This is a genomic window from Streptomyces sp. NPDC093546 (genome assembly GCF_044765045.1).
Taxonomy (GTDB): domain Bacteria; phylum Actinomycetota; class Actinomycetes; order Streptomycetales; family Streptomycetaceae; genus Streptomyces.
In genome coordinates this window covers 318023-330407 of the sequence record NZ_JBIWJG010000006.1, presented here as the reverse complement: position 1 = coordinate 330407, position 12385 = coordinate 318023, and the positions used below count along the sequence as shown (strand labels likewise).

The window sequence follows — 12385 nt, the reverse complement described above, 5'->3', positions numbered from 1 at the left end:
GGGCACTGCAGGGACCGACGGCCCGGCCTCTGGTCGGTGAACTCCAGAGGTCGGGCCGTCGGGACTACCGGGACGTCCGGTCGGGCGTCAGGCGCTGGGCGTCAGGCGCGGCAGCGCAGCATCTCCAGCGGCGGGTTGGCGTGGAAGTCCGCCCAGTGGTCCGCGCCGAACTCGCGCACGCCGGCGTCGGACACCTGCAGCGGAACCCAGGTCAGGTCGGTGAACCCGGCGGCCGTCAGGGACTTCTCGTAGACGTCGCGGCGCGGGCGGTTGGCGACGAACGAGACCGGCGGGTCGAGCAGCGCCGTGGTCCGGACGCGCGGTCCGGTCTCGCCCTCCTCGCCGGTGAGCTCGGTGCGGAAGCCGTACTTCTCCGGGGTCGGCCCGTCGAACCGGTAGTCGGGCGACTGGTTGAGCAGGAAGAGCTCGGCGCCGGGCTTCAGGCTGCGGTGCAGGTTGCGGCACATGCGCTCCGTGGTGGCGGTGTCGTCCGCGTAGTTGAGCAGCTGGACCGCCAGGCCGATGTCGAAGGGCTGCTCGAAGGACCGCAGTTCGGCCACGTCTCCGACCTCGTAGCGGATGCCCAGCGGCTCGCGCTCCTCCAACGCCTGTGACACGGCGACCATCTCGCTGGAGATGTCGATGCCGAGCACCTCGGTGGCGCCCCGCCGCTTGAACTCCCGGCTGTAGAAGCCGGTGCCGGAGGCCAGGTCGAGCACCGACTTGCCGCGTACGTCCCCGACCATGGCCAGGAAGCTGGGCACCACCACGTACCGCTCCAGCGGCAGTGCCTTGAAGCCCTCGTACGCCTCACCGATCTCGTCATACTGCTGCACGCTCATCGCGCCGTCCTCCCGTGTGCTTCGTCATGCCCATGGCTCGGCCCCCGTCCCTGTTCCCGGGACATGCCGCGACCGCTGATGGGCAGTCTCTCCACATCACGCCGGACCCTCGTATGGGCAGAAGCCACAAAGATCAGGACATCGTCCCGGCCTCACGTACGGGCGGGGACCGCCACACCCACGCTTTAGGGAAGCGGCGGCCCCGGTCTCAGCGGCAGTGCGGCCCAGATGATCTTGCCGCCGGTCGCGGTGTGCTCGACGTCGCACGCACCACCCGCCTCGCGGGTGATCTCGCGGACCAGCAGCAGTCCGCGGCCGCCCGTGCGCGCGGAGTCCGACTCCAGCGCCTTGGGGCGGTACGGGTGGTTGTCCTCCACGGACACCCGGATCCACTCCGGGCCGATCCCGACCTCGACCGCGACCTCGGGTGACAGCAGCGCCGCGTGCCGTACGGCGTTGGTCACGAGCTCGGAGACGATCAGCAGCAGTCCCTGCGCGACGTCGTCGCGGACGGGGATGCCTTGACGTTTCAGCAGATCCCTGACGGCGTGCCTGGCCTGCGGTACGGAGACGTCGACGGCGGGAGCGGTGAACCGCCAGACCCCTTCGTACGTCGGTGGCCGCGTCGGCGCGGGGGTCCGCGCCGGGGCGCTCCCGCGGGATTCGATGGTCCGGCTTTCACCTTCGTGCTCGATTGTCGCCACGCACCGAGTGTGGGAGCGGCGGGGGCCCCTCCCGGCCAGTGACCGGAAGTCATCGCGTAGCGGACGCCTTCTGACCGAATGGGTCGCCGGAGATTGTCCTTTGACCGCTTTGTCGATACGCGTGGTCACGGCCCGACCCCCGTCGGCGGATAGCATCCGGCCCATGGAGCAGCAGCCGCAGCTGGAGCACAGCGTCTCGGACGGTGTGGCCACCGTCGTCATCAGCAACCCCGCCAAGAGGAACGCCATGACGTCGGCGATGTGGCGCGCCCTGCCCGGCCTGCTCTCCGGACTGGCCACCGACCGGGACGTCCGGGCGCTGGTGCTGACGGGCGCGGGCGCCACCTTCTGCGCCGGGGCGGACATCTCCTCGCTGGGCGCGCCGGGCGACGAGCAGCAGATGCTGGCGGTACGGGCAGAGGAGGCGCTGGCCGCCTTCCCGAAGCCGACGCTCGCCGCCGTGCGGGGCTACTGCGTGGGCGGCGGAAGCCAGCTGGCGGCCGCCTGCGACCTGCGGTTCGCCGAGGAGGGCGCGCTGTTCGGCATCACCCCGGCCAAGCTCGGCATCGTCTACCCCGCCTCCTCCACCCGCCGCCTGGTCTCGCTGGTGGGCCCGTCGGCCGCCAAGTACCTGCTGTTCTCGGGCGAGCTGATCGACACGGAACGCGCCCTGCGCACCGGCCTGGTGGACGAGGTCCTCCCGGCGGGCGAACTGGGCAAGCGGGTCGCGGAGTTCACCCGGGTCCTGGTGTCCCGCTCGCAGCTGACGCAGGCGGCGGCGAAGGAGTTCGCGACCGGTCGCACCGACCGGGACGCGTACTGGGCGGAGCAGGCGCGCGACAGCGGCGACACCGCCGAGGGGGTCGCCGCCTTCCTGGAGCGGCGGGCGCCCCGCTTCACGTACGGGGTGTGACGTGACGTCGACGGCGGCGGCGGCGCTGCACGGTGCCTGGCTGAACGGCCTGGCCATGAACCCCTCCGCGTCCCCGCGGGTGCTCATCCGGGTGCTGGGCATGGCACCCGCGCAGCGGCTGCCGTTCCGGCTGCGCTTCCGGCCGCTGCCGGCGGAGGTGATCGAAGCCTGGGCCCGTCATCCGGACGCGCGGACCCGACGTGAGGTGGCGGAGCACATCCACCTCACTCCCGAGCAGCGCACACGGCTGGTCGACATGGACGAGCGGATGGCATGGATGGTGGCGCTTCACCTCGGCCACGAGCCGGACGCCCTGACCGACGCGGGGTTCGAACGGCTGGCGACGCATCCCAACGCCATGGTGCGCGGTGAGCTCACCCGCCACCTGCGGCTGCCTCCCGGTCCGCTGCGCCTGCTGGCCACGGATCCGGAGCCGGGCATCCGGCGCGCGGCCTGTCCGAGTGCCTGGGAGCACCTGGGCTCCGAGCAGCGGGCGGCGCTGCTGGCCGACGAGGACGACGGCGTACGGTCCGCGGCGCTGGTGAGCCACCACCGGAACGGCCCGCCGATGGGCCCGACGGCGTACGCCTCCCTGCTCGACGGCCAGGACCGGGAGCGGGCGGCCGAGGAGTGCTTGCTGCGGCGTGACCTCGCCGAGCGGCTGGTCCGGGACGACGACTCCGGGACGCGGTGCTCCGTGGCCCGCAACCTGCGCCTGGACGCCGACCTGGCGGCCGTCCTGGGTGCGGACCCGGACGACACCGTACGCTTCCACGCCTCCGTCCACCCGGCGCTCACCGAGCGGCAGCGGGCGGCGGTGCGCGGCGTGGAGGTGGGCCCGCACGACCACCACTACCCGCTGCGGTGGGTGCAGGACCGGCACGGCGACCCCGACGAGATGCGCCGGTGCGCCGCGTCCGGCCATGTGCTCCTGCGGCGCAGCGCCGCGACCGCGCGGAGCCTGCCCGCCGATGTGGTCGAACGCCTCGCGGCGGACGAGGACTTCGCCGTACGGCTCCTGCTCGCCGAGAGGTGCGCCGAGGCCCCGGGACACCTGCTGCTGGAGATGTGGGAGTCCTGGGAGGGGCGCTCCGCCCACCAGATGCCCGAGCACCCGAACTTCCCGCGCGAGGGCCTGATCCGGTACGCCGCCGATCCACGGCCCCGGATGCGGGAAGCCGCGCTGCTGGACCCGGGCTGCCCGGCCGAGGTCGTCGAGCGGCTCAGCCGTGACCCCGAGGAAGCCGTACGCCGCCGGGCGCTGGACGACCCCCGCTTGTCGGTGGAGTCGGTGGTGCGGCTGACCGGCGACCCCGCGTGGTGGGTGAGAAACGCCGCCGTACGGGATCCTCGCGTGCCCACCGAGGTGCTCGCCGGTCTTCTGGAGGAGCGGGAGACCGCGGACGAGGCGGCGGCGAACCCCGCCCTGCCCGAGGCCGCGATGCACGCGCTCATGGACCGGGCGGGCCTGCCGGACGTGGCCTAGCGCGGCGGGGCGCCGATGCGGTACAGCACGTTCGGACGCAAAGGACCTTCGGGCGCGGTGGGGTCCTCGAAGTCGTCGGCCGGGTCCCGGGTCATGCCGATCCTGCGCATCACGGCCTGGGAGCGGAGGTTGGCGGAGGTGGTCACGGCGAGGATCTCGGGAAGCCCGAGCGTGTCGAAGCCGTGGGCCAGGACCGCCTGCGCGGCCTCGGTGGCGTAGCCCTGGCCCCAGGAGGAGCGGGCGAGCCGCCAGCCGATCTCCACTCCGGTGAACGGCATGCCGTCATCCACCTGATCCAGGCCGGCGAAGCCGATGAACTCGCCCGTGGCCCGCACCTCGACCGCCCACCACCCGTAACCTCGCCGGGCGAACTCCACCTGGAACCGTGCCACGGAGGCATCGCTCTGTTCACGGGTGAGCAGGTCGCCCAGGTGCTCCCGCACCTCGGGATCGGCATTCATCGCCGCCCACGGTTCAAGGTCGGACTCACGCCATCGCCGCAGGGTGAGGCGCTCGGTATGCAGGTCGGTCATGCCGCCCACCCAACGTGAGCGCTCCCGCCGGGGCAATCGCTTTTCCTCAGGCCACGCCGCGCATCCGGGCCACGATGGCGGCCGGGGCCTTCTCCGGGGAGCCGGCGTCGTACGGGGGCCGCGGGTCGTACTCCGTCATCAGCTGGACGGTCTGCGCGACCGTGTCGCCGGCGATGCGGCCCAGCAGGTGGAGGGCCATGTCGATGCCGGACGAGACGCCGGCGGCCGTGACGTACTTGCCGTCGAAGACGACGCGCTCGCCGGTCGGTTCGGCGCCGAGCTCCTTCAGCCTCTCCATGGCGAGCCAGTGGGTCGTGGCGCGCCGGCCGCCCAGGAGGCCCGCCGCCGCCAGCAGCAGGGAGCCGGTGCAGACGGAGGTGGTCCAGGTGGTGGCGGCGTCGGCGGTACGGAGCCAGTCGAGGAGCTCCTCGTCGCGCAGGACCGGCTCCCACTCGCCGGTGCCCGGAACGACGACGACGTCGGGGCGGGAGACCTCGGCGAGGGTGCGGTCGGCGACGAGGGCGAGGTTGCCCTGGTCGTTGCGGACCGGGCCGGTCTCCTTGGCGACGAAGACGGTCTCGGCGCCGGGCAGGTGGCTGATCATCTCGAAGGGCCCGACGGCGTCGAGGCTGGTGAAGCCCGGGTAGAGGAGGATGGCGATCTGCATGGGCGTGGACGTCCTTTCAGTGGCTGGGTACGTGCGGCGCGTGGAAGCGCCGCCGGTATTCGGCGGGCGCGGTCCCGAGCGCCTTGACGAAGGCGCGGCGCATCGCCTCGGGCGTGCCGTAGCCTGCGGCCCGGGCGACCTCCTGGACACCGTCGCCGGTGTCCTCCAGCAGGCGCCGCGCGTGTTCGAGGCGGACCCGGTCGACGTAGCGGCCGGGTGTCGTGCCGGTCTCCGCCTGGAAGGCGCGGGCGAAGTGGCGCGGTGAGAGGCGGGCGCGGGCGGCCAGGGACTCGATCGAGAGGTCGGCGGCCGGGTGCTCGGTGATGAACTGCTGGACCTCGCGCAGGGGTTCGCGCCGCGCGGTCTGGGCGGCGAGCTGGGCGCTGAACTGGGCCTGGTTGCCGGGGCGGCGGAGGAAGACCACCAGGTGGCGGGCGATGGTGAGCGCCGCGTCCCGGCCGAGGTCCTCCTCGACCAGGGCGAGGGCGAGGTCGATGCCCGCCGTGACCCCGGCGGAGGTGGCGAGGTTCCCGTCCCGTACGAAGATCGGGTCCGGATCGACCTCCACCGCCGGATGGTCGCGGGCGAGGTGGTCGCAGAACGCCCAGTGCGTGGTGACGCGCCGGCCGTCCAACAGGCCCGCCTCGGCGAGGAGGACGGCACCGGTGCAGACCGAGACCAGACGTTCGGCGCGCGGGGCGTGGACGCGCAGCCAGTCGACCAGGCGCGGGTCGGGGTCGCGGGTGCCCTCGCCGCCGGGGACCAGGAGGGTGTGCGGCGGCTCGGCGTCGGTGAGCGAGGTGTCGGCGGCCAGGCGCAGGCCGCTCTGGGTGCGGACGGGCGCTCCGTCGAGCGAGGCGGTACGGATCGGGTACGGGGGGACGGGGCCGAGATGAGCCGCCCCGGCGAACACCTCCACCGGTCCGGTGACGTCCAGGCTCTGCACGCCGTCGAAGAGGACGACGAGTACGGGTCGCTGCGTCATGCCCCTCATCCTTGGGGGCGGGACCCGATGGCGGCAATGACGAGAAGCCCACCTTTCCTGCCATGCGGCGGCACGCGGCCTGGCCCTGCGTACTGACCAGTCGGTAACGTAGGGCCATGACGACTCTGCCGCCGCGCGCCGGCCGCCGCTGCCACAACGCCCTCAACCCGCTGCACTCGACGGTCTACTTCTCCCCCGACTACGCCAAGGAGCTCGCCGGGCTCGGCGTGGAGGACTCCAGCGCCGCGTACTTCGCCGGGCGCGCCGCCGCGATGGGCGCCGTCGGCCCCGGTGTGGTCGCGGCCTCCTTCTACAACTTCAACCACGAGCTCATCGCCCGCCACCTCCCCGCCGTCTGGGACGCCGCCTCCCCCGAGGCCGTACTGGCGGCGCGGCTGCGGGCCGCCGACACCACGCTGCGGCGTCTGCTCGGTGACGGGATCGTCGCCTCGGCAGAGATGGCCGAGGCCGCCCGGCTCGCCCTGCGTGCCGCCGAGGCCTGTACGCGGCACGCCCGCCCGCTGTACGCCGCCCACGCCGACCTGCCGGTGCCGGAGGAGCCGCACCTCGCGTACTGGCACGCCGCGACGCTGCTGCGCGAGCACCGCGGGGACGCGCACCTGGTCGCGCTGCTCACCGCCGGACTCGACCCGCTGGAGGCGCTGGTCAGCCACACGGCGACCGGCAAGGGCATGGCGCCGCGCTGGATCCTCGCCACCCGCGGCTGGCGGCGCGAGGACTGGGACGCGGCGGCGGGCCGGCTGCGCGAGCGCGGCCTGCTGGACGAGGCCGGCGACCTGACGGAGGCCGGCTCCGCCCTGCGCGCGGAGCTGGAGGACCACACCGACCGCCTGGACGCGGCCCCGTACGAGCACCTCGGCGCGGCGGACGTCGAGCGCCTCACCGAGCTGGGTCGGGGCTTCCTGGCCACGGCGATGGCGGCGGGCGCGTTCCCGCAGGACCTGGCCGGCAAGGGCTGAGGGCTCGTGGCTAGCGGCTGACGTTTCGCGGGTTGGGGCGCGGCAACGCGCAGGGGGCAACCAACCGGACATGGAGGTGTCCCCTTTGCGTACCATCGCAGACTTCTTCCGCATGATCGGCTCGGCCGTCGCCACCGTGGTGACCCTGCCCTTCCGGCTGCTGGCCCGGCTCTTCGGCGGGGCGTCGCGGGGCGGGGGCAGGGCGCGCCGCGCTTGAGAGCTGCCCCGACGGCAGGGCAGGCGGACACGTCGTGCGGTGACCCGGCAGAATGCAGGCTCAAGCTGGTAGGCACGAGAAGGCGAGTCGGGACACCGTGACGACGTCCATCGAAGGCAGGATCGCCGAGGAGCTCGGCGTACGGGAGCGGCAGGTGAGGGCGGCCGTCGAGCTGCTCGACGGCGGGTCGACCGTGCCGTTCATCGCGCGCTACCGCAAGGAAGCGACCGAGATGCTCGACGACGCGCAGCTGCGCACGCTCGAGGAGCGGCTGCGCTACCTGCGGGAGCTGGAGGAGCGGCGGACCGCGATCCTCGACTCCGTACGCGAGCAGGGCAAGCTGTCCGAGGAGCTCGAGGCGCGGATCCGGGAGGCCGACACCAAGGCGCGCCTGGAGGACATCTACCTGCCGTTCAAGCCCAAGCGGCGCACCAAGGCGCAGATCGCGCGCGAGGCGGGTCTGGAGCCGCTCGCGGACGGGCTGCTCGCCGACCCGTCGGTGGAGCCGTCGGCGGCGGCCGCCGCGTTCGTCGACGCCGACAAGGGCGTCGCGGACCCGGCCGCCGCGCTGGAGGGCGCCCGCGCCATCCTCACCGAGCGGTTCTCGGAGGACGCCGACCTGATCGGCGAGGTGCGCGAGCGGATGTGGACGCGCGGCCGGCTGGTGGCGAAGGTGCGCGAGGGCAAGGAGGAGGCGGGCGCGAAGTTCGCCGACTACTTCGACTTCGCCGAGCCCTTCACCGAGCTGCCCTCCCACCGGGTGCTGGCAATGTTGCGCGGCGAGAAGGAGGAGGTCCTCGACCTCGTCCTGGAGCCGGAGGAGCCGGTCGAGGGCCCCTCGTCGTACGAGGCGATCATCGCCTCCCGGTTCGGGATCGCGCAGCGGGGGCGGCCGGGCGACAAGTGGCTCGCCGACACGGTCCGCTGGGCGTGGCGCACCCGCATCCTGGTCCACCTCGGCATCGACCTGCGGCTGAGGCTGCGGACGGCGGCGGAGGACGAGGCGGTGCGGGTCTTCGCCGCGAACCTGCGCGACCTGCTGCTGGCGGCGCCCGCCGGGACGCGCGCGACGCTGGGGCTCGACCCCGGTTTCCGTACGGGCGTGAAGGTCGCCGTCGTCGACGCGACCGGCAAGGTCGTCGCCACCGACACGATCTACCCGCACGTGCCGGCCAACAAGTGGGACCAGGCGCTGGCGACCCTGGCCCGGCTCGCGAAGGAGCACGCGGTCGAACTGATCGCCATCGGCAACGGCACCGCGTCCCGCGAGACCGACAAGCTCGCCACCGAACTCATCGCCAAGCACCCGGAGTTGAACCTCACCAAGGTGATGGTGTCGGAGGCGGGCGCTTCGGTGTACTCGGCCTCCGCCTTCGCCTCGCAGGAGCTGCCGGACCTCGACGTCTCGCTGCGCGGCGCGGTGTCGATCGCACGCCGCCTCCAGGACCCGCTCGCCGAGCTGGTGAAGATCGACCCGAAGTCGATCGGCGTCGGCCAGTACCAGCACGACCTGTCCGAGGTGAAGCTGTCGCGGTCGCTGGACGCGGTGGTCGAGGACTGTGTGAACGGCGTCGGGGTCGACGTCAACACCGCGTCGGCGCCCCTGCTGTCGCGCGTGTCGGGCATCGGGGCCGGACTCGCCGAGAACATCGTGGCCCACCGGGACGCCAACGGGCCCTTCCGGTCCCGCAAGGCGCTCAAGGCCGTGCCGCGGCTCGGCCCGAAGGCGTACGAGCAGTGCGCGGGCTTCCTGCGCATCCGGGGCGGCGACGACCCGCTGGACGCGTCGAGCGTGCACCCGGAGGCGTACCCGGTGGTGCGGCGGATCGTGAAGACGACGGGCGGCGAGGTGGCCTCGCTGATCGGCAACACGTCGGTGCTGCGGTCGCTGCGGGCGGACGACTTCGTGGACGAGACCTTCGGTCTGCCGACGGTCACCGACATCCTGCGCGAGCTGGAGAAGCCGGGGCGGGACCCGCGGCCCGCGTTCAAGACGGCCACGTTCAAGGAGGGTGTCGAGAAGATCGGCGACCTGGAGCCGGGGATGGTGCTGGAGGGTGTGGTCACGAACGTGGCCGCCTTCGGTGCCTTCGTGGACGTCGGTGTGCACCAGGACGGGCTCGTCCACGTCTCGGCCATGTCGCGGAGCTTCGTCAAGGACCCGCGCGAGGTGGTGAAGCCGGGCGACGTGGTGAAGGTGAAGGTGCTGGAGGTCGACATTCCGCGCAAGCGGATCTCGCTGACGCTGCGGCTCGACGACGAGAAGGCCGGGGCGGAGGCGGGCCAGAAGGGGCCGAAGCGCGAGCGGGGCGGCGGCGGTGGCCGACCGCCGCAGCAGCGCAAGGGCGGCGGCGGAGGCGGCGGAGGCCGTAAGCCCCAGGGCCAGGCCCAGACGCCTGCGCCGGCGAACAGCGCCATGGCCGACGCCCTGCGCAAGGCGGGGCTGCTGGGCGGTGACAAGGGCCGCCGCTGAGGCGGTGACGCCAAGGGCGGGCGGGGGAGGCTCCCCGTCCGCCCGGCGTGCGGGCGCGTACGGGCTGTGTGACCCTGACCGCATGAACCAGGTCGGAGACAAGCCCGAGGAAGTCCGCAAGCACCTCGCAGAGGAGAAGCGGGACGCCCGACAGAAGGAACGCAAGCCCGGCGACGACCGGTCCGCGAAGACCCCGGGCCCGGTCCGGCGCGACGACGAGCCGTTCGAGGAGCCGTACGAGGAGCCCGAGGACCGCCCGTAGGCGGCCGGACGGGCGTCAGACCTCCGTGACCTTGCCGTCCGCCACCTCGACGCGGCGGGTCGTACGCACCGCGTCCAGCATGCGGCGGTCGTGAGTGACCAGCAGCAGCGTGCCCGTGTAGGAGTCGAGCGCGGACTCCAGCTGCTCGATCGCGGGCAGGTCGAGGTGGTTGGTCGGCTCGTCCAGGACGAGCAGGTTCACGCCCCGCCCCTGGAGCAGGGCGAGCGCGGCACGGGTCCGCTCCCCCGGGGAGAGGGACGTGGCGGGCCGCAGGACGTGGTGGGACTTGAGGCCGAACTTCGCGAGCAGGGTGCGTACGTCGGCGGGCTCGGTGTCCGGTACGGCGGCGCAGAACGCGTCCAGCAGCGACTCGGTGCCATGGAAGAGGCGCCGGGCCTGGTCGACCTCGCCGACGACGACGCCCGATCCGAGAGCGGCGTGGCCCGCGTCCAGCGGGAGGCGGCCCAGGAGGGCGGCGAGCAGGGTGGACTTGCCCGCGCCGTTGGCGCCGGTGATGGCGACCCGGTCGGCCCAGTCGATCTGGAGCGTGGCCGGGCCGAAGCGGAAGTCGCCGCGCCGGACCTCCGCGTCCCGCAGGGTGGCCACGACGGCGCCGGAGCGCGGGGCGGCGGCGATCTCCATCCGCAGCTCCCACTCCTTGCGGGGCTCCTCGACCGCGTCCAGGCGCTCGATCATGCGCTGGGTCTGGCGGGCCTTGGCGGCCTGCTTCTCGCTCGCCTCGCTGCGGAACTTGCGGCCGAGCTTGTCGTTGTCGCTCCCCGCCTTGCGGCGGGCGTTCTTGACGCCCTTGTCCATCCAGGAGCGCTGCATCTGGGCGCGGCCTTCGAGGGCGGCCTTCTTGTCGGCGTACTCCTCGAAGTCCTCGCGGGCGTGGCGCCGGGCGGTCTCCCGCTCCTCCAGGTAGGCGTCGTAGCCGCCGCCGTACAGCCGGATCTGCTGCTGGGCGAGGTCGAGCTCGAGGACCTTGGTGACGGTGCGGGCGAGGAACTCGCGGTCGTGGCTGATGACGACCGTCCCGGCGCGCAGGCCGGTGACGAACCGCTCCAGCCGCTCCAGGCCGTCGAGGTCGAGGTCGTTGGTCGGCTCGTCGAGCAGGAAGACGTCGTAGCGGGAGAGGAGCAGGGAGGCGAGACCGGCGCGGGCGGCCTGGCCGCCGGAGAGCGCGGTCATCGGCAGGTCGAGGCCGACGGTGAGGCCCAGGGAGTCGGTGACCTCCTCGGCGCGCTCGTCGAGGTCGGCGCCGCCGAGGTCCAGCCAGCGCTCCAGGGCGGTGGCGTAGGCGTCGTCGGCGCCGGGCGCGCCGTCGACGAGCGCCTGGGTGGCCGCGTCCATCGCCTCCTGGGCGGCGGCGACGCCGGTACGGCGTGCGAGGAAGCCGCGTACGGTCTCGCCCTCCCGGCGCTCCGGCTCCTGCGGGAGGTGGCCCACGGTGGCGGTCGGCGGCGAGAGGCGCAGCTCCCCGTGCTCGGGCGTGTCGAGCCCGGCGAGGAGCCGGAGCAGGGTCGACTTGCCCGCGCCGTTGACACCGACGAGGCCGATGACGTCGCCGGGCGCGACGACGAGGTCGAGGCCGGAGAAGAGGGAGCGTTCGCCGTGGCCGGCGGCGAGGTCCTTGGCGACGAGAGTGGCAGTCATAGCGAGTCGATCCTAGGGCCTGTCCTCCAGGTCGTGCCGGGGCGGCGGTGTGACGGGGGCGACGCGCACGCTGCCCATGGCCCGGGCCACCAGGTACGCCCGGCCGCTGCCCGCCACGCGGGCGGCGCTCGGCCACCGTGCCGCCGCGGTGGCCCGAACATGCCGAAAGGGCCGCGGGTGGCGGCCCTTTCGGGGTTCCCGGCCGCTCGGCCCCCTCGTGGGGAGGTCCGAGGCCGGCCGGTGGTCTCTCCGGTCGCGCCGGTCACCGGCCGTGGGGGCCGGTGACCGGCGGTTCAGTCCGGGAACGAGACGGACACGGCGAGGACTAGCCCGGGAACGGCTTGCTCGCGTTGTTGTCGCCGTCGATGCAGGCCCGCATCTTGCGCTCGATCGCCGTGGCCTGTGCGCGGGCCTTGCGGGCCTCGGTCTTGGCGCCGTCGCGCTCCAGGCGCTGGGCCTTCTGCCGCAGGTCGGCGATCTGCTTCTGCATGTGCGAGATGTTGCAGGTGACCGTCTTGGCGGCCAGGTCGACCGCGGGCTGCTCCACGTGGGCGCCGCCGATCAGGAGCCCGCCGGCCACGAGGGTGGAGACGGCGAGCGCGGAAATACGTACACGCATATAAGGGAACCTCAACTTCCGGGCTGTGCGGGCCCGTTCGTGGGGGGT

Annotated in this window: 13 protein-coding genes; 6 read left to right on the top strand and 7 right to left on the bottom strand. The window is 73.3% G+C overall.

Annotated elements, in window-relative coordinates; genetic code table 11:
* Positions 1-101 precede the first annotated feature (101 nt).
* Both ACIRNI_RS16465 and ACIRNI_RS16460 read right to left on the bottom strand, forming a co-directional pair.
* Entirely contained in the window at positions 102-842 is a 741-nt protein-coding gene (locus tag ACIRNI_RS16465; RefSeq protein ID WP_403552095.1) for a class I SAM-dependent methyltransferase, read from the bottom strand.
* Positions 843-1027: 185 nt separating this feature from the next.
* Positions 1028-1510 carry an ATP-binding protein gene (locus ACIRNI_RS16460; RefSeq protein ID WP_403552212.1) on the bottom strand — a complete coding sequence of 161 codons (483 nt, stop codon included), beginning with the start codon at positions 1508-1510 and terminating at the stop codon, positions 1028-1030.
* A gap of 199 nt (positions 1511-1709) precedes the next feature.
* On the opposite strand from ACIRNI_RS16460, the gene ACIRNI_RS16455 reads away from it, so the two are divergent.
* Together ACIRNI_RS16455 and ACIRNI_RS16450 are read left to right on the top strand one after the other, a co-directional pair.
* Complete coding sequence (locus tag ACIRNI_RS16455) at positions 1710-2459, top strand: enoyl-CoA hydratase/isomerase family protein (RefSeq protein ID WP_403552094.1); 750 nt, start codon at positions 1710-1712, stop codon at positions 2457-2459.
* A 1-nt stretch (position 2460) separates the two neighbouring features.
* A complete protein-coding gene (locus tag ACIRNI_RS16450; RefSeq protein WP_403552093.1) occupies positions 2461-3945 on the top strand; it encodes a PE-PGRS family protein in 1485 nt (494 codons plus the stop codon).
* Here the strand turns inward: ACIRNI_RS16450 and ACIRNI_RS16445 are convergent.
* From ACIRNI_RS16445 to ACIRNI_RS16435, 3 genes are read right to left on the bottom strand one after another with little or no spacing between them, the layout of a single operon-like run.
* The gene (locus ACIRNI_RS16445) at positions 3942-4478 is read right to left on the bottom strand and encodes a GNAT family N-acetyltransferase (RefSeq protein WP_403552092.1); all 537 of its coding nucleotides are present in this window, start codon (positions 4476-4478) and stop codon (positions 3942-3944) included. The genes ACIRNI_RS16450 and ACIRNI_RS16445 overlap by 4 nt on opposite strands.
* Before the next feature lie 46 nt (positions 4479-4524).
* A complete protein-coding gene (locus tag ACIRNI_RS16440; protein ID WP_403552091.1) occupies positions 4525-5145 on the bottom strand; it encodes a DJ-1/PfpI family protein in 621 nt (206 codons plus the stop codon).
* Positions 5146-5161: 16 nt separating this feature from the next.
* Entirely contained in the window at positions 5162-6130 is a 969-nt protein-coding gene (locus ACIRNI_RS16435; RefSeq protein ID WP_403552090.1) for a GlxA family transcriptional regulator, read from the bottom strand.
* A gap of 116 nt (positions 6131-6246) precedes the next feature.
* Here ACIRNI_RS16435 and ACIRNI_RS16430 point away from each other — a divergent pair, with 116 nt between their 5' ends.
* From ACIRNI_RS16430 to ACIRNI_RS16415, 4 genes are all read left to right on the top strand, one after another.
* Entirely contained in the window at positions 6247-7110 is an 864-nt protein-coding gene (locus ACIRNI_RS16430) for a hypothetical protein (RefSeq protein ID WP_403552089.1), read from the top strand.
* Positions 7111-7195: 85 nt separating this feature from the next.
* Positions 7196-7327: an LPFR motif small protein gene (locus ACIRNI_RS16425; protein ID WP_260604312.1), complete on the top strand. Its 132-nt coding sequence runs from the start codon at positions 7196-7198 to the stop codon at positions 7325-7327.
* A gap of 97 nt (positions 7328-7424) precedes the next feature.
* Positions 7425-9800: a Tex family protein gene (locus ACIRNI_RS16420; RefSeq protein ID WP_403552088.1), complete on the top strand. Its 2376-nt coding sequence runs from the start codon at positions 7425-7427 to the stop codon at positions 9798-9800.
* A gap of 82 nt (positions 9801-9882) precedes the next feature.
* The gene (locus tag ACIRNI_RS16415; RefSeq protein WP_403552087.1) at positions 9883-10062 is read left to right on the top strand and encodes a hypothetical protein; all 180 of its coding nucleotides are present in this window, start codon (positions 9883-9885) and stop codon (positions 10060-10062) included.
* 15 nt (positions 10063-10077) lie between these two features.
* On the opposite strand, the gene ACIRNI_RS16410 is transcribed toward ACIRNI_RS16415, so the two are convergent.
* Both ACIRNI_RS16410 and ACIRNI_RS16405 read right to left on the bottom strand, forming a co-directional pair.
* Complete coding sequence (locus tag ACIRNI_RS16410) at positions 10078-11718, bottom strand: ABC-F family ATP-binding cassette domain-containing protein (protein WP_403552086.1); 1641 nt, start codon at positions 11716-11718, stop codon at positions 10078-10080.
* 325 nt (positions 11719-12043) lie between these two features.
* Complete coding sequence (locus ACIRNI_RS16405) at positions 12044-12337, bottom strand: hypothetical protein (RefSeq protein WP_403552085.1); 294 nt, start codon at positions 12335-12337, stop codon at positions 12044-12046.
* Positions 12338-12385: the final 48 nt, after the last annotated feature.